The organism is Bifidobacterium sp. LH_230, assembly GCF_056357555.1.
Genome location: NZ_JBKEWJ010000008.1, coordinates 29038 through 51509, shown reverse-complemented (window position 1 = coordinate 51509; position 22472 = coordinate 29038). Strand labels below are relative to the sequence as shown.

The 22472-nt window shown below is 58.4% G+C and carries 20 protein-coding genes; 9 read left to right on the top strand and 11 right to left on the bottom strand.

Features of this window, described 5'->3' with window-relative positions:
• Positions 1–186: 186 nt before the first annotated feature.
• Positions 187–1017, bottom strand: coding sequence for a nitrilase-related carbon-nitrogen hydrolase (locus AC1A0G_RS05365; protein WP_476528139.1), 831 nt, complete (start codon positions 1015–1017; stop codon positions 187–189).
• Between the two features lie 300 nt (positions 1018–1317).
• Positions 1318–2109, bottom strand: coding sequence for a DUF1295 domain-containing protein (locus AC1A0G_RS05360; protein WP_476528137.1), 792 nt, complete (start codon positions 2107–2109; stop codon positions 1318–1320).
• Positions 2110–2676: 567 nt separating this feature from the next.
• On the opposite strand from AC1A0G_RS05360, the gene AC1A0G_RS05355 reads away from it, so the two are divergent.
• The gene (locus AC1A0G_RS05355; protein WP_476528222.1) at positions 2677–3525 is read left to right on the top strand and encodes an aldo/keto reductase; all 849 of its coding nucleotides are present in this window, start codon (positions 2677–2679) and stop codon (positions 3523–3525) included.
• A gap of 118 nt (positions 3526–3643) precedes the next feature.
• Here the strand turns inward: AC1A0G_RS05355 and AC1A0G_RS05350 are convergent, their stop codons facing one another.
• Together AC1A0G_RS05350 and AC1A0G_RS05345 are read right to left on the bottom strand one after the other, a co-directional pair.
• A complete protein-coding gene (locus AC1A0G_RS05350; protein ID WP_476528136.1) occupies positions 3644–7090 on the bottom strand; it encodes a DEAD/DEAH box helicase family protein in 3447 nt (1148 codons plus the stop codon).
• 88 nt (positions 7091–7178) lie between these two features.
• Positions 7179–8477 carry an ATP-binding protein gene (locus AC1A0G_RS05345; protein ID WP_476528134.1) on the bottom strand — a complete coding sequence of 433 codons (1299 nt, stop codon included), beginning with the start codon at positions 8475–8477 and terminating at the stop codon, positions 7179–7181.
• A 132-nt stretch (positions 8478–8609) separates the two neighbouring features.
• On the opposite strand from AC1A0G_RS05345, the gene AC1A0G_RS05340 reads away from it, so the two are divergent.
• The 5 genes from AC1A0G_RS05340 (at position 8610) to AC1A0G_RS05320 (ending at position 11930) form a co-directional block, all read left to right on the top strand.
• Complete coding sequence (locus AC1A0G_RS05340) at positions 8610–9164, top strand: hypothetical protein (RefSeq protein WP_476528132.1); 555 nt, start codon at positions 8610–8612, stop codon at positions 9162–9164.
• Positions 9165–9461: 297 nt separating this feature from the next.
• A complete protein-coding gene (locus AC1A0G_RS05335; RefSeq protein WP_476528131.1) occupies positions 9462–10202 on the top strand; it encodes a hypothetical protein in 741 nt (246 codons plus the stop codon).
• 143 nt (positions 10203–10345) lie between these two features.
• The gene (locus tag AC1A0G_RS05330) at positions 10346–11077 is read left to right on the top strand and encodes a DUF4417 domain-containing protein (protein ID WP_476528129.1); all 732 of its coding nucleotides are present in this window, start codon (positions 10346–10348) and stop codon (positions 11075–11077) included.
• Positions 11074–11589, top strand: coding sequence for a hypothetical protein (locus AC1A0G_RS05325; protein WP_476528127.1), 516 nt, complete (start codon positions 11074–11076; stop codon positions 11587–11589). Before AC1A0G_RS05330 ends, AC1A0G_RS05325 begins: the two co-directional genes overlap by 4 nt.
• Positions 11586–11930: a hypothetical protein gene (locus AC1A0G_RS05320; protein WP_476528126.1), complete on the top strand. Its 345-nt coding sequence runs from the start codon at positions 11586–11588 to the stop codon at positions 11928–11930. Before AC1A0G_RS05325 ends, AC1A0G_RS05320 begins: the two co-directional genes overlap by 4 nt.
• Before the next feature lie 48 nt (positions 11931–11978).
• On the opposite strand, the gene AC1A0G_RS05315 is transcribed toward AC1A0G_RS05320, so the two are convergent.
• The 5 genes from AC1A0G_RS05315 to AC1A0G_RS05295 all read right to left on the bottom strand — a co-directional run bounded on the left by AC1A0G_RS05315 (position 11979) and on the right by AC1A0G_RS05295 (position 17550).
• Positions 11979–13103: a restriction endonuclease subunit S gene (locus tag AC1A0G_RS05315; protein ID WP_476528125.1), complete on the bottom strand. Its 1125-nt coding sequence runs from the start codon at positions 13101–13103 to the stop codon at positions 11979–11981.
• A complete protein-coding gene (locus AC1A0G_RS05310; RefSeq protein ID WP_476528123.1) occupies positions 13103–14587 on the bottom strand; it encodes a class I SAM-dependent DNA methyltransferase in 1485 nt (494 codons plus the stop codon). Before AC1A0G_RS05310 ends, AC1A0G_RS05315 begins: the two co-directional genes overlap by 1 nt.
• Positions 14588–14751: 164 nt before the next feature.
• Entirely contained in the window at positions 14752–15600 is an 849-nt protein-coding gene (locus AC1A0G_RS05305) for an ABC transporter ATP-binding protein (RefSeq protein ID WP_476528122.1), read from the bottom strand.
• Positions 15601–15695: 95 nt separating this feature from the next.
• Positions 15696–16943, bottom strand: coding sequence for a glycogen synthase (glgA, locus tag AC1A0G_RS05300; protein ID WP_476528120.1), 1248 nt, complete (start codon positions 16941–16943; stop codon positions 15696–15698).
• 142 nt (positions 16944–17085) lie between these two features.
• Positions 17086–17550, bottom strand: coding sequence for a tripartite tricarboxylate transporter TctB family protein (locus AC1A0G_RS05295; RefSeq protein WP_476528118.1), 465 nt, complete (start codon positions 17548–17550; stop codon positions 17086–17088).
• A gap of 389 nt (positions 17551–17939) precedes the next feature.
• Here AC1A0G_RS05295 and AC1A0G_RS05290 point away from each other — a divergent pair, with 389 nt between their 5' ends.
• From AC1A0G_RS05290 to AC1A0G_RS05280, 3 genes are all read left to right on the top strand, one after another.
• The gene (locus AC1A0G_RS05290) at positions 17940–18767 is read left to right on the top strand and encodes a hypothetical protein (RefSeq protein ID WP_476528116.1); all 828 of its coding nucleotides are present in this window, start codon (positions 17940–17942) and stop codon (positions 18765–18767) included.
• Positions 18768–19143: 376 nt separating this feature from the next.
• On the top strand, positions 19144–20208 hold the full coding sequence (locus AC1A0G_RS05285) for a sensor histidine kinase (RefSeq protein ID WP_476528114.1): 1065 nt from the start codon (positions 19144–19146) through the stop codon (positions 20206–20208).
• Positions 20208–20858 (top strand): response regulator, encoded by a 651-nt coding sequence (locus AC1A0G_RS05280; protein WP_476528111.1) that lies wholly within the window; start codon positions 20208–20210, stop codon positions 20856–20858. The genes AC1A0G_RS05285 and AC1A0G_RS05280 overlap by 1 nt, the downstream gene beginning before the upstream one ends.
• Before the next feature lie 96 nt (positions 20859–20954).
• On the opposite strand, the gene AC1A0G_RS05275 is transcribed toward AC1A0G_RS05280, so the two are convergent.
• Together AC1A0G_RS05275 and AC1A0G_RS05270 are read right to left on the bottom strand one after the other, a co-directional pair.
• Entirely contained in the window at positions 20955–21341 is a 387-nt protein-coding gene (locus tag AC1A0G_RS05275) for a hypothetical protein (protein WP_476528109.1), read from the bottom strand.
• Positions 21342–21505: 164 nt separating this feature from the next.
• Entirely contained in the window at positions 21506–22441 is a 936-nt protein-coding gene (locus tag AC1A0G_RS05270; RefSeq protein ID WP_476528107.1) for a C39 family peptidase, read from the bottom strand.
• Positions 22442–22472 lie beyond the last annotated feature (31 nt).

The following is a 22472-nucleotide window of genomic DNA, read 5'->3' as shown; positions in this document are numbered from 1 at the left end:
GCGCAGCCCGTTTTCGGCTACCCGCATAGCGGAGCGTCGGCTGGCCGCCGTCAGCCGGCGAGCGCCGTGATCCACGCGTGCCGCGGCGGCATGGTGTCCCGTCGCACTCGTAGCTCCCGCAACGCGGATGCCTGTCGCATATGAGGAGGTCCGCCGATATCCGGATTTCCCGCAGCCGATTTGAGATCAACGCAACCGTGGGTCGTCGAATCTGCGGTTGGTCAGCACCGGCAGTGTGCGGCGCGTGGCGTCGAGCCTCTCCCGGGACAGGTTCGCGGTGATGAGTTCGGCGTGTTCATTGTCGGCGTCCGCGATGGTCTCTCCCATCGGCGAGACGATGCGGCTGCAGCCGATGTTGCGTGTGCTGAGTTCGCTGCAGGCCAGCATGTAGCAGGTGTTTTCCACCGCCCGTGCGGCCGTCAGCGTCCTCCAGTGTTCTTCCTTGAGCGTGCCGCGCACCCATGCGGCGCTGACCACGATCGCGTCCGCGCCGCGTACGGCCAGCGAGCGCGCGGTTTCCGGGAACCTCAGGTCGTAGCAGGTCATCACGCCGAGTTTCCAGCCGTCGACGTCCACGATGGGCGGCAGTTCGGTGCCGGGTATCACCGTATCGGATTCGTGTGCGGAAAACGCATCGTACAGATGCAGTTTGCTGTAGGATGCCGCGATCTTGCCGTCGCGGATGACGAGGAACATGTTGGATACTCGCCTGTCGGATCGTTTTCCGTCATTCCAGACGGCTGGTCGGATATGGACCGTGCCCATCAGCGTGATGTGGCGGTCGGCGCCGATCCGGCGAAGTCCGGTCACGAACATGTCGTCGATGGGCTGCGCGTGCGCGGCCGCGAATGAGTCGTCGTCGCCGTCGCGGGCGATCAGTCCTTCCGGCAGTACCAATAGTTTCGCACCGCCGTTCGCCGCATCTCGGGCGAGCGTATCGATCATCGTCAGATTGCGTTCCGGGTCCCGTCCCACGGTGAATTGCGCGATCGCCACCGGCAGATACTCATTGCTCATCGTCGTTCCTTCCGTCCGGGTAGGGCATCTACTTGCAATACGGTAGAGCCGCGAGACACCGGATGCGTTATCAGGCATCGTGCTTTGCCGTCAGTTGCCTTGCCGGCTGATGCCGCCTTTGTGACCGGTCGCTTTGAACGGCTTGGTCCGTGCCGCAGCCGGTCGTCCTTGGCGCAATGCATTCCCCGACAGTGCGGCATGCGACTCCGACCGGGAACGCGTTCCGTCTCCCTCGATCCGTTCGCCGGCATTGATGCCTTTGGCTCGCAACGCCCGTATCCATCGTTCGTCCATATTCGATCACCCTACCAGCCATCGATACTTGGCGACGGAATACAGCGGAACGAACGGGATGAGGATCGGCGTATGGCTCGCATACGCTTGATATTGCGGGTCATCCCCGTAATTTCTGGTTTGCCGGATTTCCAACCGCCGCGCTCCGCCGAACATGATCCACACGATGCATATCCAGCCGGCTGTCGCCGCCAGCCACTGCCATACGCCGTGAACGGCAGTCAGACCGGATATGAACACGCCGGTCCATGTCAACACTTCGCCGAGGTAATTCGGGCATCGCACCCAACGGAATACGCCCACGTCGCAGAACCGCCTCGGATGCGTCTGCTTGAACCGGTTCTTGGTCTGGTCCGCGACCGATTCGAGCGCGATGCCACATGCCATGATCACCGCGCCGATGACGGCCGCCATATCCGTACCTGCATGATTGGCGAGCCGGAACAATATCGGCGACGTCTCACACGCGTACAGCAGAGCACAAGACATCCACACCAATATCTTGACGGCGAACGGTGTACTGGAACCATCCTTGATCTCATGCTTCATCGTGGCCTGATATGACGTGCTACGCCGCTCACGGATCAGCAGATAGCCGCCAAGCCGGCAGCCGTATACGATCAGCAGCACCGCCATGATTGCGGTGATCGGCTCCAGATCACGGGCGAATACGGCCAGCGTCACCACCCCTATGCCCGCAACGGAAAACCCGTATCCCAACGAGATGAACCACACGAATTTCCTGAATCCAACGGCACTGATCGCCAGCGCCACGGCAAACATGACGAGAAAATACACCGGCCCGTCCTTTCCTCCAGTGCTCGATCATTCGAGCGGTACAGATCAATCGTCGCCAGTACTATTCTCCTCCGCGACTGGAAAATCCAACGCATGCCCCCATAACAAAACAGGGCAACGAATCGAACCATGATTCAACCGGGTCAGCCCCATGAGGAACGATGCTCCGGCACGGATTCCATAAGTGGGTGGAGACATACCATGAGGCGTGGCGTCAGTGGGTGAATACGGACACAAGGATTTGTAAGTGGGTGTCCACCTACCACGAAGAACCTGCGTAAGTGGGCGAATGCATACCACCAGAAAATAAGTGGGCGTTCGCCTACCACGAAAACGCCTGAATCCCGGTTTTCATGGTAGGCGAACGCCCACTTATCGTTTTTCGCGTCCGCATTCGCCCACCAAGGCTCACAAAGTGGGCAAATACGGACGCAGTTGCACGTAAGGAGATCTCACATCACGTAGACGCGGATCAGTGGCCGAGTGCGTGTTGGTCTTCGATGGCCGCGGTGCCCTTATAGTGGGCAGTGCAGTACTTCATCGGTTCGATAAGGAGCGATCATGACATTGATGGAACCGCCGTCCATTCCGGTACGCCGTGCGCACGACGGACTCGAACTGCCGGCCATCGGATTCGGCACGTACAAGGTGAACGGGTTCGCCGGCGCCGAGGCGATCAGATCGGCGTTGGAGGTCGGTTACCGGCTCATCGACTCCGCGTTCAACTACGAGAACGAGGGCATCGTCGGCAAGGCGATCCGCGAATCCGACGTGCCTCGCGAACAGATCATCGTCGCGTCGAAGCTGCCCGGGCGCCACCACCAGTACGACCAGGCGCGCGCCACCATCGAGGAGTCCGTGGCGCGCATGGGACTCGACTACATCGACCTGTACCTCATCCATTGGCCGAACCCGTCGCAGGGCCAGTTCGTCGAGGCGTGGCAGGCGCTCGTCGACGCGCAGCGGCAGGGCATCGTCAAGCACATCGGCGTGAGCAACTTCCTGCCCGGCCACATCGATCTGCTCATCCGCGCCACCGGGGTCACGCCGGCGGTCAACCAGATCGAACTGCACCCGTTCCTCCAGCAGAACGAGCTGCGCGACTACGACGAAGCGCACGGCATCATCACCGAGGCGTGGAGCCCGCTGGGCCGCGCCAACCAGATGCTCAAGGACCCGACCATCACGCGCATCGCCGCCAAGCATCAGGTGTCCCCAGTGGCCGCGATCCTGCGCTGGCATCTGCAGTTGGGCGACGTGGCGATTCCGAAGTCCATGCACCGCGACCGCCAGCGCGCCAACCTCGACCTGACCGGCTTCACGCTCGACGAGCAGGACATGCGCGACATCGCCGCGATGGACAACCCCGAAGGCTACACGTTCGGCCAGAACCCCCGCTGGCACGAGGAAGCCTGAATCCGGAGCAAGCCCCGGATCATGGATTGATGAGCGGGCGCCCTCTGCCTTGGAGTCGTTCAGATTCCGGTTCGCACGGCAGAGGGTACCGGCTCATCGTCTTTCAACGTCCGGCGCCTCACACCGCGTTCCGCACACGGTCCGGCGGCATGGCGTTGTCGCGCACGCGTCGGATGCATAGGATCAGGTCCATTGCCTGTTTGGCGTCGAAGAGTTTGATAAGCGGCCTCGGCCGGTCGAACGGCGGTTTGGCGAGTCGTTCGGGGTCGAGGTATCCGTTGCGTTCGATGTAGTCGATGACGGTATTCAGGAAGCCGATCTGCGCCTGGTTGAGCGTGTGCGTGTTGATGAATTCGGCGAATGCGTTCATCACCGCGGTGTGGTCAAGCTTGGCGATGCTGCGCACGAGCAGTCCGAACGGCAGCGGCCCGTATGTGGTTTCGTATTCGTCTTGTGTGCCGAGTTCGTGGACGAGCACGCGTTCGAGTTCGCTGTAGTCCGCGGCGGTCAACGGTTCGTTGTGCCGCAGTTTGCGTATCGCCCCGTCGTCCTGGTGTTCGGTGACGTATCGGTTGACTTTGAGTTTGTAGTCGTCGTAGTGTTCGGTGATGTCGAATGGTTGGTTTTCGGCGCGTTCGACGAGCGGGTCGGTCAGGTCGGTGATGACGGTTTTGCGTCTGCCGGTGTCTGCGATGAATCGGATGAGGCCACGTAGCCGAATACGTACGTGTTCCAGTTCGGTTACGGGAAGTTCGGCGAGGTAGTCGTCATTATCGATGATCGTCGTGACCAGTTCGCGGTGTTGCCGCACTTGCGGGATGGTCATGCGTTCGCCCAGTTGCTTGGCGATCGTACGCAGTTTGGCCGCGTAGGCGTTCGCGGTTTCACCGGCTGCACGGTCGACCATCATGCCGTACATGAGCGCGTCGAAGCGCAGTGCATACGTGTCCGGTTCATCCCAGTGGGCCAACGGTGCGAGTTCGTGGGTGAGCTCGCGCACGTTCAGGTCGTTGAGGAACGTGTACGCGTCGGCCGAGCGGTACCGTTCCACATATTCGCGTTTGAGACGTACCGCGACTGCGCTCGCGTTCCATGAGCCGATCTGTCCGGTCAGGTCTGAGACCAGGTCGGCGCGCCACTGGGTGGCCTGCGGATCGTCGGCGAAATCGCTTGACTGAAATGCCTGTACGAGCTCGGCCTTGCGCGCGAAGATGCGCTCGCTGACGGATGCGGCGAGCTTGTCTTCGACCGGATTGGTCTGCTCGCGGAAGAACGCGAAGTTGCCGCAGTAGTCGAAGATCTTGAAACGGCGTTTGCCGACGTATTCGCCGTCGATATTGTCGATGCAGTCGAGTTCCGGGCTGAGTCTGGTGCCGCGTCCGATCATCTGCCAGAACTTGATCTTGGAGCGTACTTTCTTGAAAAACACGAGGTTGACGACGTCGGGCACGTCGACGCCGGTGTCCATCATGTCGACGGATACGGTGATGACCGGCAATGGTTTGCGTTTGAATTCGGCGATGATGCTGTGCGCGTAGTCGTCGCCGTGCAGCACGGTTTTGATGAATCCGTGCGCGGATTCCTTGGGATAGAGTGCCGTATAGCGTTCGACGATGTAGCGTGCGTGCGTCTGGTTGGCGGCGAAGATGATGGTTTTGCCGAGCCGTTCGCCGCCGTTGGTCTTGATGCCGTGGTCGTGCAGGTCTTCAAGGACGGCGTCCACGGTGGAGGGGTTCATCACGTAGGTGTTGATCGCGGCCGCGTCGATGTGCGCGGGCAGGTTTGTCTCGTCACCGGCATCGTCTCCGGAACCGGCGCCATCGCCATCGCCGAAGTCCTCCTCGTAACGTTCCTTGTCCTCGTCGGACAGGTCGTCGTAGGTGATGCCTTCGTCCACGAACTTGGTCTTGGCTTCGACGTTGACGAACGGGACGAGCACATGGTCGTGCAATGCCTTCGCGTATTCGTATACGAAAGTGGGGACGCCGTGCTGCACGTGGAAGAAGTCGTAGGTGTTGCGGTCCACGTCGTCGCGCGGCGTGGCGGTGAGCCCCACCATGAGTGCGTCGAAGTGGTCGAAGATGACCTTGTATTTCTTGAAGATGGACCGGTGCGCCTCGTCCACGATGATGAGATCGAAATGCCCCGCGGAGAACGCGGGTTTGCCGTCCGCGCCGGTTTCCATGTCGATGGCGTTGATCATGGTCTGGTAGGTGGAGAACACGACGCGAGCGTCCGTATCGTGCTTGTTGGAGCACAGGTTGCACAACGACCAGTCGGGGAAGTATTCGCCGTATGCGCTGTTCGCCTGCGAGACGAGTTCGATGCGGTCGGCGAGGAACAGTACGTTCTTGACGAGTCCGGCGCGCATGAGCACGTCGGCGAGCGCGGCGGAGACGCGGGTCTTGCCGGTGCCGGTGGCCATGACGAGCAGGCTGCGTCGCTGGCCTTGGTTGAGGTTGTCGCACACGGCCTGGATGGCTTCGAGTTGGTAGGCGCGGCCGTTGCCGCCGGCGACGTTGAGGTTGACCGGGACCATGGACGGGTCGATGGCGGTGCGTCGACGGTCGATGATGCGCTGCAGGTCGTCCTGGGCGAAGACTTCGCCGACCTGCCGGTAGGAGCCGTTGTCGTCGTCGACGAAGTAGGTCTGGTAGCCGTTGGATAGGAAGATGAGCGGCCGGTAGCCGAATTGCCGTTCGAGGCAGTCGGCGTAGAGGCGTGCCTGTTGGAGTCCTTTGGCGGGGTCGTAGGCGGTGCGTTTGGCTTCGATGATGGCGAGCGGTTTGCCGTCGCGCCCGTTGAGCAGGTAGTCGACGTAGCCTTGCTGGCCGGGGTTGCCTTCCATGCCGGTGACGGGGTATTCGGTGATGATGTCGTGCGCCATGTTCCAGCCGACCAGCTGCAGGTCGAGGTCGATGAAGCGTTTGCGGGTCTGGTATTCGTTGAATTCGTCGGCCGGCACGTGTTCGATGGCGGGTTGTTCGGCCTTGCGGGCGGCGAGCTGGTCGCTCAGGGCGCGTACCTGCGCCTCAAGTTCGCCTATGCGCGTGGTCTGTTCGTTGAGTCGTGCTTCGTATTCCTTGCGCGCGGCGTCTTCCCGCGCTTTGCGCTCCTTGGCGGTGAGCGCATTGCTGACCGCAGGGACCTGTTCGGGATCGAAAGTGCGTTTGATATAGCGGAGGCCGTAGCTGTAGTCGATCCATTGGACGAACGTGAAAAGGATGTTCAGGGAGAACATCGCGTCTTCTACCTTGAGACGTGCGTTGCGATGTGCGGCCATGTTGCCGGCTTTGATGACGTATTGCAGTGATTTCCACAGGTGGTTGTCGGCGAGTGCGGCGCTGAAGGTGGGTTCGTGGACGAGGGATTGCAGGTTGTCCTTGTATGGAGGCTTGATGGTTTCGTCGGCGGCGTACACCCATTTGACGGCGAGCTCGAACGCGCGGCGCGTGGCGAATGCACAGAATGTAGGCGATATCGACATCGCCCGTTCCGCTTCCACGCATGCGTCGGCGAACATCTCGTAGTTGTCCTGACCTTGCAGAAACGAAAAGTTGGCCATATCCGTCTCCCTTATGCGCCACGTCGCGGCATCCCGTCGTTGCCGATCCAACGATATCGTACAACGCAAAACGACTGATGCGCCAAACTCAGGCACCCAGTACGGTGATGGGGACCACGTACACACCCTCCGTCGTTCTCCGCGCATACATGCCGTTGCCGACGACCACCATGAGGAATGATGGCTCCCGCTGTTGGGAATAGGGATTCGCCATGACCGTATTGCGGACCCTGATGAGCGAATCGATGCCTTCCTGTGCCTTGTTTTCACCGAGTTTGATCTCGATGGCTCCCCATCTGCCATCTTCGAGTTCGATGATGGTATCGGCTTCCAGTCCTTTGTCGTCACGATAGAAATACACCTTGGGATGTTCGAGACCGACCCATGCGGAGGCATACACCATGAGATCACGTATGACCAGGTTCTCGAATGCGTCACCGAATATCTGACCGTTGGCGAGCAGCCGCGTGGGATTGATGCCGAGGGATGAGACGGCAAGAGAAGGATCAACGAAATACCGTTTCGGCTTGACCCTCATTCGGTTGCGGGCTTTGATAGGAGCATCCCAGCTGGGCAGTTCCTCGATGAGGAACTCACGGATCAGCATGTCTACGTAACTGGTGGTGGTTGCGCGCGCGGGTTCCGTATCCGCGGTCTCATCATCGGCATACATGTCCCGGCTGATGGTCTTAATCGTGGCCGCTTTGGCGTTGTTTCTCGCTAACGACATGATGATCCGTCGGGTCATGGCGGGATTCTTGCCCATGCGTGGGGCGTTGTCCTCACAAACCGCTTCCAAATACTGTCGGGGAATATACAGGGTACTTTCAAGATCGCGGTCCAAGGCGGCCGGCCATCCGCCACGGCAGACCCATTCCGCAATCTGTGCCAGCGACACCTGCGTGACGGCCGGGGAGAACTCTCCGTCAAAGAGTCTGCGCAGGGATACTGCGCCAGTCGATAATCCTTGCTCATAGAGGCTCATGGGGCGCATACGCAGATGCGCGATTCTGCCGGCACCACTATGTTCGTATTGTTCCAATGGCGGGGCGCTGGAACCGGTAAGCAGATATTGCCCAGGACGATTGGATTCCCGATCGATCGCATGCCGGACCGCATCACGGACGGCGGGGACGGTTTGCCATTCATCGATCAGATGCGGCTGGTCGCCGAGAAGAGGCATCGTGGGATCGGCTTCGGCCAATGGCCGGACACGGTAATCATCCAGACCGGTGACGCTATTGGCATGGGACAACGCGCACCACGTCTTTCCGCACCATTTCGCCCCATCGATCTGAACGGCGCCGAATATGTCAAGCAACTTGGACACTTGAGCATCCAGCAAACGTGGCCTGTACGTTTCAGGACGAAGCACCACTAGTCTCACCGCCTATACATTTATCATTCTAGACCATTTTCATTATACATTTTACACCATTTTCGTTAAGCATTTTATCTTTTCTACTAGGTTGTGTTTTACTGATTCGTTAAACGATAGTTGAACAGCATGGAGTCAATTATGACAGTAGATGCTACATTCACGCCAAACATGTGTGCGATTCTCAAATCTCTGATCGGGCAACGCTTGGCGTCTCTGGAATGCGAGCGATTGGAGCAGACTCGGGAAACCTATGGGAATCTGCTCATCACTACCGAATCGCAAAGAGTGGAACTCGTCAACGAGGAAGAACCTACGGATTACTTCGGAGACACCGAGGACATCTCACATTTCACTTGCCAAAGACTTGACCCCGATGAGCGATTCCACCAGTTCGTCATGGGCGAGCAGCCAATGAAGTACCCGTTATTAGGAAAGGTCAACAAGGTATTCATCGTCAACGACAATGTGTCGCTGCCGAAGGAGAACTACGATATCCAACTGTCTATGGCCGTGATTTTGGATACCGATACCGGGGAGATCGCCTTTCTGCGTGGATGGCATTTCGACGAGATGATCACCGTAGTACAGCATGATGATTACCGACGGTTTCTCCGACCCGTCGAACAAGTGAAATCCGACTGGAGCGACGATCCGGATTCCGCGACTGTAAAACGACAGTTCATCGAGCTGTAAATCATAGTGGCAGTGGCAGCAAATGGACGAATTCATCCGCCACCACTACCACTACCGAACAAAGTAACGTTGAGCAAGGCCGGTGTAAAGGGCGGTGAAGCGGTCGAGCTGCTGGCGGGTGGCAAACTTGAGGGACTCCACCGATGCGATACCGTCAGCAATGCAGTACTCGAAAGGCAACGCGCCAACAACCTTTCATCGGCGACATCGCCAGACGCACTAAATGATGTGGTTGTAAGAACATCACATTTTAATAATTTTTGACATAAGAATTTGCTTGATGGTATTATTCATACCATGAGCACTATAGAACTGCCATTCCCCTGGAAAGAGATTTCCGGCGCGGCAACGGACGACATGACCACCGAGCTGGACAGAGTCGGCGTATCGGTCGATCCACACTCGCAACCGGTAAGCATGGATTCCCTGCTGGAACAACTTGCAGGGTGTCCTCTCACCTATGCCGATATGACCGATGCGGACGTGAGCCGTGACAATCTGATGACCTCGCCCAGATCAGTTCGTTCCTACTATGTTATGGGACACCGCTGGGTACGCATACGCAATATGGAAACCGATCTCGAAGTGCTGCTTCGCCTGCAATCCAGGATGCCGGAATCACGCGAAATCTATATTTCGTCCATCATCGTCCCGTTCGATCAAGGACGGGAACTCAGCGGCAACGACCTTCGAGACATTCCGGTAGCGGCCATCGCCTCCGCCTATTCGCGTCATGAAGTTCAGAACATCATCGCGCTCAACCGGGCGTTCGTCCTCGGCGAGGACATAAAAACCGATCCGATGGAAAAACTTCCCAAAGCCAGTGGCTCCGACCGATTCCTCGCCCTCGTCGGCCGTCAATATGACGCCCTCGAAAACGCATATCCCGGCAAAAGCATCGCCAAACTCCTCGCCGAGCACAACGAGACGAAGCTGCCCAACGCACAGCGGTGGATCGCCGCCGCCCGCAAACGTGGGTTCCTGGCCCCTATAGCCAAAGGCCAGCGTCCTAATAAAAGGAAGGAGAACGAGCAGTAGATCAATCAATAGGTGGCGGCCGCACCAAGGCAACCGCCACCCAGTTTTCCCGACCGCTGCGTCACTTTCCACAGATATCGGCGTTCGGGAACGGAACCAACATGATTCCTATCCGATTCTATATCGGGGAAAGGAGCTTGTTCATGAAGAACAAGCCGGACCTAGACATCCTGCTCAACCTTGGTTGGGCGGAGTTGACCAATACGACCGCAAGTGTAGGAGAATTCGATATCCCGAAGCTCTCCTGCCATACGAGGATCATGCCGAAATTCCTTGCACTGTACGGGGAACCCGGTCGATATCAGGAGGCCGGCGCGGAAACCGGCATCTGCTTCTATACCTACGACAAGAAGTTCGACGGCATCAACGGTCTCTTCAACGCGATCTATTACAAAGAAAAGACCTTGCTCGACTATTATCGACGCCGTTTTGCCGGTGTCAGGATCTTCATCAGCCCGGATTACTCGCAGTTCGGAGACGTCCACGAAGTCGAGAACCTGTACCGCCTGTTCAAAATGGCCATCGTCTCACTATGGCTGACCGACGAACTCCATGCTGTGGTCATTCCCAATATCACGGGAGCCGACGAGAAGATGCTGATGACTCTACTGGAATCTCTCAAGGATTGTAGCGTCGTCGCATTCAGCACCAAAGGTCACATGACCAGCAAGGATGAGCGAGAACGACTTCGCCGTATGGTCAAGCTCACAGTCGACACGCTCGATTTGGGTGCCATCGTGGTCTACGACTGCTGCGGCGACAACAAACAGGCCCTGGAAGTATTCGACTATGCGAGACAACATGGCATCAAGTTGGTCATACCTGACAACACCCTGAAAATACGCAACTGCCAGAAGGGAGCACAACGCTCATGAACGGCGGTAACTCAGGACAGGTATCAGGAACTTCCGGCTCCCCGCAACAGACAGTTGATCAATCTTTCTACCAAGATCAGGCTCGTTCAAACGAGCAGGACCTTGCGGAACGCGTGGAACTCATCAACGAGCTCAGGGAGCGTAATGTGAAGTTCACCGAAAGAGACATCCAGTTCATCACCAGAGACCGAACCGGACAAATCGTCTGGCTGGAAACCGGGAATGGTGGCGCAGGTCTCACCCACATCATCAACCGCCATAAGGAGGATTTCCAACGCGCAATAGGCATCCCCGAAGAACAGATAGTCTCGACACTGCATTCGATTTTCCAAAACGGAAAGGTCTGCTATAACATAATCAAACCCGGAACCAACGGCGGATTCGAGAGACTGTATCTGTTCAAGCGGCGATATTATCTGATTACAGGCATAGGGTCCAATGGGTTCATCATTTCGGCATATCCGACCAGCGACCAAGAGGCTCAAAAACGAATTAAGGAGTATGCGCAATGAATGCGAAGAGAGGAAAAGATGTGATCCGGATTCAACTCGACTGGGCACAAGGCCCTATCTGGCTTTCCTTTTCCGAGACCGGCGAACCAATCACCGATAGTGAAATCGTCAACTCGGACAAGAAAATCTGGGCCTTGAATAAGGAAATCGGCGACTTATACACCTCGTACTACGAATTCGACTCGCATGGTCAAGCTTGCTGGTTCAACGCCGAGAAGGAGAAAGCAGATAAGCAACGCATGCTGAAACTGCTCGGCCAGCTCAAGAACCGGCTGAACGAAATCAACGACGGATCGTTCGTGATCGACGACCGAGAAACCGCCAGAGTCGAAGCGTTGTGAATATGGGCGAAGTCTGGGGAGCGGAATGAAGTTCCACACCCCAGACTTTTACGCGAAGTAGCGCTGGGTGAGGCTGGCGTAGAGGGTGTTGAGGTAGTCGAGCTGCTGGCGCGTGGTGGATTTGAGGGATTCCACCGACGTGACGAACTCGGCGAACTCGTTCTGTAGGGCGAGAGGCGGCGCCGGAATATCAAACTGCATTGCATCTCGTACATTGACGTGAGGAACCGTTGAACCCATATTCAAACTGTCAGCTTGACGTCTGACAGAATCGGACAATATCGCATGAAGCAAATACTCAGAAGTACATAGCTTCGGATCAGGCCGAAACAGCATTACACGTTGCCCAAGACAGAACCTATACCCTGCTGGCAATACAGCTGCTTCTCCATACGTTCCCTCTCTGGCATATACAATATCTCCAGCTTCTGGGACCAAACGTTTTACTCGCAGTAAATACTCCTGCTCGTCTACGTATTTCATTGAATCCCATATGATGGAACCGTTAGATAATTCAGACGTACGAATAGCAGGGAATACTTTATTGGTTCCTCGATACTTTGGCGTCGAATGCGGGCAATCCACTATTGCCAAGCAGATATCCTTGATTGCTACATGCCGAACCTTGCTATTCTCGAACATCTCGACGAAGCGGGATTGGATGAGTTCGTCGGCTTTGGCGAGCATCTGCTCGGCATAACGCCGAAGTCGAATAATCTCACCAAAACGTTGGGCAATCTCCCGTTGCTCTTCTATTTCGTATACCGGTATCTCAAATGAGTTGAGGACGGCTTTCCCAACTGCGGTAAAAGTGCTTCCAGTACCAAGCGCCGCAAGATCATCACTCTTGGCAGTCAAGCATTGCCTCAGATAATTCATATCGAGAACATCGTTCTTAACTCGAAGAGACGCGACACCTCGTCCAATACAACACTCGCAATCAGCAACGTTGATCGCGCCAATAGGAGCACGGACAGAAATCAACAGATCTCCTGGCTGAGCAATTTTCTTCGGCTCCGTACACCACGTACGAGCAATCGGATGATCAACTCCAAAATCGGCATTCCCCTGAAAGAACGGGAGTCCTTCCTCGTTCTGGTTATACGAAGTTGAAGAAGGAGATTGTCCGAGAGTAATCTGGCACAGATCACCTAGAGGCTTGACCGCAACCATCACTCACCATCCTTGGCAAGCATGGCGTCGAGGGCGTTGAGACCGTTCACGAACTGCGCGTTCAAGTCGCGCAGTTCGGCCATGAGCTGGCTCGTCGGCGGGTATTCCTTGCGTTCGTATTCGACCTTCACGTACTTGTTGAAGCTGAAGTCGTAGTCGTTCGCGGCGATGTCGTCGCGCGTCACCATGAAGCTCTGCTCGGTGCGCTCGCGAGCGCCTTCGGCGTCAAGGTTCTTCCAACGCGCAAGAATGTCGGGAATGTCGTTGTGCGCCGGGTCTTCGTCGCGTTTGTCGTCGAGCGTGTAGCCGTCGTGCTCCATGTTGTACAGCCAGACCTTGTCGGTGCTGTTCGGCGCGTCGGTTTTGGTGAACACGAGGATCGCGGTGCTCACTCCCGAATACGGTTTGAACACGCCGGACGGCATGTAGATGATCGCCTCGAGCCGCTGATGGTCCACCAGTTCGCGGCGCAGTTCACGATACGCCTTCGCGTTGGAGCGGAACAGCACGCCGTTGGGTACGATGCACGCGCAACGGCCGCCGAGCTTGAGCATGCGCAAAAACAGGGCCACGAACAGCAGTTCGGTCTGCTTGGTCTCCACGATGGCCTTGAGCGAGTCGTCGATGTCCTCCACGTCGAGCGAGCCGGTGAACGGCGGGTTGGCGAGGATCACGTCGAACCTGCCGCGGATCGTGTTCAGGCGTGACAGGCTGTCCTGGTTGCGGATGTCCGGGTGTTCGACTCCGTGCAGCAGCATGTTCATCGCGGCGATGCGCACCATCGTCTGATCGGTGTCAAAACCGGCGAACTGGTCGCCTTCGAACAGGTTCCACTGGTCGGCGCTCATCGTCTCGCCATAGGTGCGGCGAATCCATTCGGCCGCGGAGATCAGGAATCCGGCCGTGCCGCACGCCGGGTCGCCGATCAACTGGCCGGGCTTCGGGTCAAGCAAGCCGACCATGAGATCACGGATGTGCTTGGGTGTGCGGAACTGGCCGTTCGCGCCGGCCGTGTTGAGCTTGCTCAGCATGTATTCGTACAGGTCGCCCAGATCGTCCTGATCCTTGACGATGTTCGTGAGCAGGTCGTCGATGCCGGCGACCGCACGTTCGAGCGTCTTCGGCTTGTTGAAGCCGAACGAGGCGTCCTCCATGCTGTCGGCGAACGCGTTGCCGGTGTGCAGGGTCTTCAGGAACGGGAACACCTGCTGGGACACGGTGGCGAACATCTGTTCGGCCGGCTCGTTCTTGAAGTTGTGCCAGCGCAGCCGCTGGCCTTCGGGCGTGTCCGGGAACACCGGGTTGGCGAGCGGCGCGCCGGTGAGCTGCTCCATCTGCTCGGCCTCGAGCTGGCGGTCGTCGAGCGACTTCATGAACATGAGGTAGGTGAGCTGGCTGATCACCTCGAGCGGGTTGGTGATGCCGCCCTCCCACATGCGCTGCCAGATGTCGTCGACCTTGTTCTTCACGGCTCCGGTGATCATCGCGTCCCTTCCGTCAGTCTCGTCTATTCCATTACGGTTGAATCTTTCCCAACTCTACCGTCCCGTTGACCAACGCCACGCTATCAACAGTTGCACGCATCCGTATCTGTACGCTTTCGAATCAACGTGCGAGCAGATACGGACGCAGACGTTTGCGTGAGCCCTCACACCGCGTAGGCGGACCAGCGGCCGTGGGTGTGCTGGACTTCGATGGGCATGCCGAACAGGCTGGACAGGCGTTCGTTCGTCAGGCCGTCTTCGAGCGGACCGGAGTAGATGATGGTACCGGCGCCGGGGTTGCCCATGACGTCGACGCCCTCGTCGGTGGCATCCTCGACCGGAATCGGCTTGCGGCCCATGATGGCGATGTGGTCGAATCCGGCCGGGATCTCCTCGAGCCGGTGCGTCACGAGCACGACGGCGCGGTTGGAGTCCTCTTCGCCGATGCGGCTCAGCGTGCGCATGACCTGTTCGCGTCCGCCGAGATCGAGACCTGTGGTGGGTTCGTCCATGATGAGCAGTTCGGGATTGCCCATGAGCGCTCGGGCGATGAGCACGCGCGTGCGCTCGCCTTCCGACAGTCTCCACATCTGTTTGCCTTCAAGGTAGCTGACGCGGAAGTCGCGCAACAGCTGACGGGCGCGGGCGTATCCCTCGTCCGTGTACGTGTCCTGCCAGCGGCCGGTCACGGCGCTCAGTCCGGTGACGACCGCGTCGAGCGGGTCCTCGAAGTCGGGGAACTGGCGGCCGAGGTCGGCGGAGGCGAGGCCGATGCGCGTGCGCAGTTTGAACACGTCGTATTTGCCGAGCTGGTGGCCGAGGATGAACACGCGGCCTTCGGACGGGAAGGTGCGTGTGGCGAGCATGCCCACTGCGGTCGATTTGCCGATGCCGTTCGGACCGAACAGCACCCAGCGTTCGCCCGCGTTGATCGTGAGGTTCACGTCGGTGATGATGACGCGTCGGTTGCGACGGAATTCGACGTTGTCGAGTTTGAGGACTTCGGTGGGCATGGGAAGATTCCTTTGCTGATGCATACTACATAAAACAGTGGGTCTGCTCCCCGGTGGAGAGCAGACCCGATGATGCGCGGCTTGCCGCCGTCGGATTACTTCTGCTCGTCGAGCACGGACTGGTAGACCTTGACGGTCTCGTCGGCGATCGACTCCCAGCTGAACACGTCGCGGGCGCGCTCGTAGCCGGCCTGGCCCATCTTCTTACGCAGCTCGGGGTCGGCCATGATCCTGTTGATCGCGTCGGCCATGTCGTGCACGAACTTGTCCGGGTTGGTCGGCGTGCCGGTGCCGTCGTGCAGCTGTTCGATCGGCACCAGATAGCCGGTCTCGCCGTCCACGACGACCTCGGGGATGCCGCCGGTGGCGGATGCGACGACCGGCAGACCGCAGGCCATCGCCTCGAGGTTCACGATGCCGAGCGGCTCGTAGATCGACGGGCAGATGAACGCGTCGCAGCCGTGTTCGAGCGCGCTCAGCTCATTCTTCGGCAGCATCTCCTCGATCCAGACGATGTTGCCGCGCTCCTTGTCGAGTTCGGCGAAGGCGTTCTTGACCTCCTCCATGATCTCCGGGGTGTCGGGCGCGCCGGCGCACAGCACGATCTGGATGCCCGGATCGACGAAGTGCAGCGCCTTGAGCAGGTACGGCAGGCCCTTTTGGCGGGTGATGCGGCCGACGAACAGGAGGGTCGGCTTGCTGCGGTCGATGTGGTAGCGGTCGAACACGCCCCAGCCCGGATCGTCGGCGGCCGGCGTGGCGAATTCGGACATGGTGATGCCGTTGTACACGACGACGACCTTGTCCGGATCAAGGTTCGGATAGGCGGTGAGGATGTCGTTGCGCATGCCCTTGGAGACGGCGATCACGCGGTCGGCGTGCTCGTAGGCGTCCTTCTCGGCCCAGGAGCTCAGGTTGTAGCCGCCGCCGAGCTGCTCGCGCTTCCACGGGCGGAACGGTTCGAGCGAGTGCGCGGTGATGACCAGCGGCGTGCCGTGCAACATCTTCGCGAGGTAGCCGGCGAGGCACGCGTACCACGTGTGCGCGTGGATGATGTCGGCGTCCACGTCGTTGGCGATCTGCAGGTCGACGCCGAAGGTCTTGAGCGCCGGATTCGCGTCGGCCAGTTCGGCGGGCGTGTTGTATCCAACGACCTTGAGGCTGCCCTTGGCCTCGGCCGCGTTCGGGATCGCGGGAACATCGGCTTCGGTGCGCGGGCCGTCGAACGCGCGCACGGTCACGTCGATGCGCTCGGCCAGCGCCTTGGACAACTGTTCGGCGTGCACGCCGGCACCACCATAGACGTGCGGCGGGTATTCGCGGGTGAGAATATCGACCTTCATTGGTACACCTCTCCAATCTGTGTAGACAGTGTTATTGCCACCAAGTCAACTGTAAGCCATCGGGCAAGAAAAAACGCACAACCGACGCGTTCGTGTTGCGTCAGGCTGTGCGTTTTCCTGATGATGCGTGCGGCCGGACCGATCAGATGGCGGTGCCGTTCTGGTCGAGGTTCGGATTGTGCTTGGAATCGCCGGCCGTAAAGAACAGGCTGAGCACGCCGATGATGAACACGACCGCGACGGTCGCGATCAGCCAGATCGGATGCTGCGGCAGCCACATGACCACGCAGAACGCGACAGCGGCGAGCACGATCAGCGTCCAGCTGACCACGCGGAACCACTGGTGCACGGAATGCGGGGCCTTGAACGCCTTCGGATCGCGATAGTTCGGGTCGGCCTCGAACGTGGAGGCGACCTCTTCGGAGTCGAAGTGCGCGGTCGGCTTCCACGGGCCGTCGGTGCCCTCCTGGATACGACGGGACTTCTCCTGCAGCGCATACTCGTCGACCATATGCGCACGACCACGGCCACGCGTCTGATCGTACTGCTGCGGCACTCCCCTACGCTGGTCCTTCGCGGCCTTGCGACGTTCTGCACGGTTCGGCATTCCACTACTCCTCTACTGCGAGACGGATAACACTGTGTGCCAGTGTACCGCGGCATCTACCTTCACTCATCGCGAAGCGCCACATGCAGAGATGGGACACGCACCCCAACCATGTTCTGGCCGATCGTATGAGTACGTTCGGCCATAGCGCGTGTAACTACCGGTATCGTTATAGCCACATGACAGCGATTACCCCAGATCGCATGCATCATGTGGCAAATAGCACAGGTCAACGACGACACTAAGGACAGCAGTATTGCCGACCAAGAAAGGGAGCACCACGACCAGAGACACGCAGCATATAGGCCCAATAATTTACCGTAGTTCTTTATCGGGAGATGCATGTTTTGTACAGTGCACCTCCCGATAAACCGTAGCTGGAGATCGTCATGAAGAAAAAGAACCTAAGCATCGTATTCATTGTTCTGGCGTGTTTTTGCGGCATGATTGCTCTCTACCTGCATCATAACCTACCCATCCACTCCATCAATGGTCATGACACCGCAGTCTCGTCACAGCTGACGCTGGATCAGGCTAACGCATATATCGCAATTAGCAAGAACGACGACACCGGATATAACCGGTGGCTGCCATTTTATTTCAAATTCGATCCGGGCGTTGACATCAACGATGAGGATGTAGAGAGATCTCTGGGCAGAACGTTCTCATCGGCAGCCGTATACGCCGGTGGACAAGTCGTATATCGGACGACGAATCTGGTCTGGAGCTCAGCTTTGTCCGGCGGCACGGTCCACAACCTGACGCTGGTCTTGAATCCGACACTTCAGGAGTTGCCTTTCAACGGCACATTGGAGTTGGAATCCATCGAGCTGATCACAAAAGAAGATACCAAGCGTTATGAAATGCAGCAATATCTTGTTGAACAGCACGATACCATTGCGGACGATTTGATTTCCGTTTCCCTGTCCAGCATCGGTTCACAGCTCCGGGACAACCATACAGCCACCATCAATTACGGCGTCTCCTCCCATACAGTCAACAGCATGAGCCTGCAGTATGCGCAACAATACATCGACATTGACTCATATTCGTTCTCCGAACCATCACAAGGCGATAACGGAGATCTGGTGTACACGGCGACCATCCATCTGTCCGCTCGTTGCTCCCGGACGATATTCCGCCCATTCCTACACGTCACTTACGACAGTGGACAAACCGGCTGGCTGGTTCCCAACGTCCCCGTCTACATCGAATAAGCAGACTCCTACCCATTCGTATGAGGCCAAATGAACATGATCAGCCTCTTTTTCCTGTAGAGTGTTCTGCGAATCTCATCGACGAGACGAGAAGGAGTCATCATGCATCGGTTATTCTGCGGCTTGGTTTCCGTAGTGTTTTGCGTTACGGGATTCGCCGTTCCAGTCCAAATGGCACAGGCGACACCTCGCCGAAATATTCGCACAGGGCAAGAATCGTAATCTCCGGTGGTCCCGTCACGGTTGTCAAGGTAGCTCTATTATGAGGCGTCTTCACGGTCGCATACATGTCGTCGACGTAGCGATGTCGGGGATGGGTGCCGCCCTGTTCTGTTTGGATTGGATCAACAGCATCGGATTGACTTCACAGGAACACATGCAAAACGCATTGCTGATGATATTCACGCTGCTGATTCCGCTCAATCCGAACGTATGCAGCATCGTCATTGTACTCATGTCGCTGGCAATGGCCTATATACTTCCCACGGCCAACATCTACTGGCTGTTTTCCGCGCCATGCCTGTTGGCGTTGATCCTCTTGGGAAGAAGCGTCAAGCAGCCGGTTCCCACGGCGATCGTGTTCTGTGCCATGCAGCTTCTCGCCTCCATAGGCACACTCATGCATAACGAGGAATTGCGCATACTGATGCTGAGTTATCAGCCGTTAATAGTCGCGTGGGCAATCGGAACGTTCCTCGGATATGCCGTTGATGCGCAGCGCATGAAAACCGTCGCCGAGGAACATGCCCGGTACCGAGCCAAGCAGTTGCGCATACTGCACATTCTGCATGATTCGGTGGCCAACGATCTGGTGTATGCGATTGCGCAGGGCAAGACGCTGCGCGATCGGCTCACAGACGACACCGCCATTGCGCAGAGCGATGATGTCATCGCCGTGTTGGAGTCCAGTCTCGCGCAGCTCCGTCAGCAGATCATCGAACCAACGAAACTTGAGGTCGCCGAACCGCAAGCCCCGTTCAATGGGAAACGTTACGCTCCGGAGCCTCGAGTCGATCCCTCGATACAGCTTCGTCGCACGGTGCAGACGATCGGGCAACGTCTGCGACAAAGCGGATTCGTCGGCAATCCGCAGGTCGACGGCGACCTTGCCGCGGTGCGGGAGGATGTTCTCGGCATCGTCGATCTGTGCGTGCACGAGCTGGGCGGCAACATCATCAAGTATGGGCGGCCCGGCGAATACGCGTTCGTCGTGGACGTGTCCGCCGACGGGATCGTCACCATCGTGTCGTCCAATCAATGCCGTGTCCAGACGAACGAGCCGAAGCAGTTGCCGATGCTGCCGACCAACAGCGGACTGACCTTGCTGCGCAACGAGCTGCGTTCCGTGCACGGCAGCATGTCGGCCAGTGCCGAGGATGGAGAATGGACCGTGTACGTCTGCATTCCCGATGCGTGCAGAACCGGAGAGGATGACCGCTGATGAACAGGACCGACATGCATGCCAAGGATGCCGATAAGGATTACGCCGTCATCGGCATCGTGGACAACGATCCGCTGGTGTCGAAGGCACTCGAATCGATGTTTGCCGACCGTCCGACTCCGCTGCGCGTGCTGTGGAACGTGCAATCCGCGGATGAGGCGCTGCGGTTGTGCTCGGACGCGATGATGCGCCCCGATCTGGTGCTCACCGATCTGCGTATGCCGGGCATGGATGGCAAGGAATTGACCGAACGGCTATTGGCCGAACATCCGGGATTGGCGGTGCTGGGCATGAGCGCGTTCCAGCTCGGTTATACGACCGAAGAACTCCGTGCGTCCGGCATGGGCGGGGTAATCCGCAAGGAGGCCGATACGCAGGAGTACGTGCAGTTGATCGGACGTATTCTCGGCCGTCCCAGGATGCTCGAATGGCGGGAGCATACGCTTGCGTTCGAGCGGATGATGCTCACCGATACGGAGATCGCAGTGCTGCGCGAGTATCTCAAGGGGCGTACGACGGCGGCGACCGCGCGGGTGATGCATATGAGCGAAGGCACGATCAAAACGCATATGAACAACGCGTACAAGAAGATGAACGTGCATACACGTGCCGAAGCGATTCGCATCTGCGTGCGGGAGCATCTGCTCTAGTCAGCCTCTCGCATGGTGAGGTACGGAGCAACCCGCATGGAAACCAGACCATATTGGCTCCACCGCGCCAATCGTGGTTCTCCTTCGGGCCGGATATCACCATCCCATGCCGAGTATGACGGTGAGCGTCATGATGCCGACGACCGGCAAGGTGATGAGCGGCATGGCGATGGTGGCGGCGGCAACGGCGATGCGCAGAGGAAGCGGCCTTGCCGCGTTGCCTTGCGGCACATCTTGCGTACTTAACGCGATGATATGCAGTATGGCGACGGCGATCCAGACCGCATATCCGACGATGGTGAGCAGCAGCAGTCGCCATATGCCGGTCATGGTATCGCAATTGGGTTGGGTGAGGTCGCAGGACAGCGGCAGTCCGGAGAACACGTTCGAGACGGTCCGGTCGTCGATCCAGCACCATGCGACCGGCAGCTGGCAGATCAGACCGACCCACCACAGGACGCGCGTGGCCGTGCGTTTCGTCATCATCGTTCCGTTCACGCTCCCCCAACGCGTTCCCGATCATCTCCACTATAATCGGCATCGCTCATGAATCACCACGCTTTGCCGCGCTTCATGCGACGTCCTCCGACTACCCCTCAGTCACTACGTGACGACTCCCCTGACAAGGGGAGCCAGAAGACAACACCTCACCAAATATAGGCCGGTTCCTCGTTGGATATGAGCGCGGCGATCATCGCGCCGGCGGTTGCCGTTTTCAGGTTGTTTCCCGTTTCGTCCTGCACCCGGTACCACGGGTCGCGGTATGTCCAGTGCGTGACGGCACCGGTGGCGTCGGCGTCGTATCCGGTGATGACGATCATATGGTTGGCGTGGCCGAACGACGGGTAGAGCGCGTGCACGTCGATGGCGACGAAGACCGGATATCCGTCGTCGATATCCGTTTTCGCACGCTGTGCGAACGTGCGCGCCACGGCGGGGTCCGTATCCCCTATCCCGACGGTCTGCACGCGGTAGCCGGCGCCGCTCGGGTTCGCGTCGTCGACGCCGAACAGGTACCGGTTGACGACGCGTGCCAGGTCGACGTATTCGGTGCCGGTCTGCGGCTTGGCGTTCATGTCGGCGGCGAGCACGGTTTGGCTGACGTCGATCCCCTGGTACCGCAGCACCATCTGCACGGAGGCCGGCACGCACCAGTATCCGGTTTCCTGCACGCTGTACGGCACGTCGAGGCGGACGCTCGCCGCATCCGTCGCTGTGGGATCGTCCGGTTTCTGCGGATGATCGGCTTCACCCGACGTGTCGACGGTGTTCCCGCCACTTGCTTCGCGGAACCATGCGTCGCCGGGATACGTATCATCCACGCCCATGTTCAGTCCGGCGAGCACGCTCGGATCGACCAGTTCCGCAGTATTTTCCGTCGGGACATCTGCAAACGGCGGCACGGCGATCCTGTCAAGATCGCCATGATCGGGTTCGCTCACATGCCGCGAGGATGATGGCCCGGCCTGAGCCGCATGATGATTCGCATCGGTCATCTTCGCGTGCAACGCCGCACCGCCCGCCGCCAGCATCGCCATGACGGACAGCGAACCAATGATCACGGTAAGTTCACGTCGCCTCATCGCGCACCGCCTTCCCTATATGTCTAGGGTA

Coding starts and splice junctions, on each gene's coding strand:
- AC1A0G_RS05365 (WP_476528139.1), bottom strand. CDS start 1,017: ATGAGCAATGAGTATCTGCCGGTGGCGATCGCGCAATTCACCGTGGGA.
- AC1A0G_RS05350 (WP_476528136.1), bottom strand. CDS start 7,090: ATGGCCAACTTTTCGTTTCTGCAAGGTCAGGACAACTACGAGATGTTC.
- AC1A0G_RS05340 (WP_476528132.1), top strand. CDS start 8,610: ATGACAGTAGATGCTACATTCACGCCAAACATGTGTGCGATTCTCAAA.
- AC1A0G_RS05335 (WP_476528131.1), top strand. CDS start 9,462: ATGAGCACTATAGAACTGCCATTCCCCTGGAAAGAGATTTCCGGCGCG.
- AC1A0G_RS05330 (WP_476528129.1), top strand. CDS start 10,346: ATGAAGAACAAGCCGGACCTAGACATCCTGCTCAACCTTGGTTGGGCG.
- AC1A0G_RS05325 (WP_476528127.1), top strand. CDS start 11,074: ATGAACGGCGGTAACTCAGGACAGGTATCAGGAACTTCCGGCTCCCCG.
- AC1A0G_RS05320 (WP_476528126.1), top strand. CDS start 11,586: ATGAATGCGAAGAGAGGAAAAGATGTGATCCGGATTCAACTCGACTGG.
- AC1A0G_RS05315 (WP_476528125.1), bottom strand. CDS start 13,103: ATGGTTGCGGTCAAGCCTCTAGGTGATCTGTGCCAGATTACTCTCGGA.
- AC1A0G_RS05310 (WP_476528123.1), bottom strand. CDS start 14,587: ATGATCACCGGAGCCGTGAAGAACAAGGTCGACGACATCTGGCAGCGC.
- AC1A0G_RS05305 (WP_476528122.1), bottom strand. CDS start 15,600: ATGCCCACCGAAGTCCTCAAACTCGACAACGTCGAATTCCGTCGCAAC.
- glgA (WP_476528120.1), bottom strand. CDS start 16,943: ATGAAGGTCGATATTCTCACCCGCGAATACCCGCCGCACGTCTATGGT.
- AC1A0G_RS05295 (WP_476528118.1), bottom strand. CDS start 17,550: ATGCCGAACCGTGCAGAACGTCGCAAGGCCGCGAAGGACCAGCGTAGG.
- AC1A0G_RS05290 (WP_476528116.1), top strand. CDS start 17,940: ATGAAGAAAAAGAACCTAAGCATCGTATTCATTGTTCTGGCGTGTTTT.
- AC1A0G_RS05285 (WP_476528114.1), top strand. CDS start 19,144: ATGCAAAACGCATTGCTGATGATATTCACGCTGCTGATTCCGCTCAAT.
- AC1A0G_RS05280 (WP_476528111.1), top strand. CDS start 20,208: ATGAACAGGACCGACATGCATGCCAAGGATGCCGATAAGGATTACGCC.
- AC1A0G_RS05275 (WP_476528109.1), bottom strand. CDS start 21,341: ATGACGAAACGCACGGCCACGCGCGTCCTGTGGTGGGTCGGTCTGATC.
- AC1A0G_RS05270 (WP_476528107.1), bottom strand. CDS start 22,441: ATGAGGCGACGTGAACTTACCGTGATCATTGGTTCGCTGTCCGTCATG.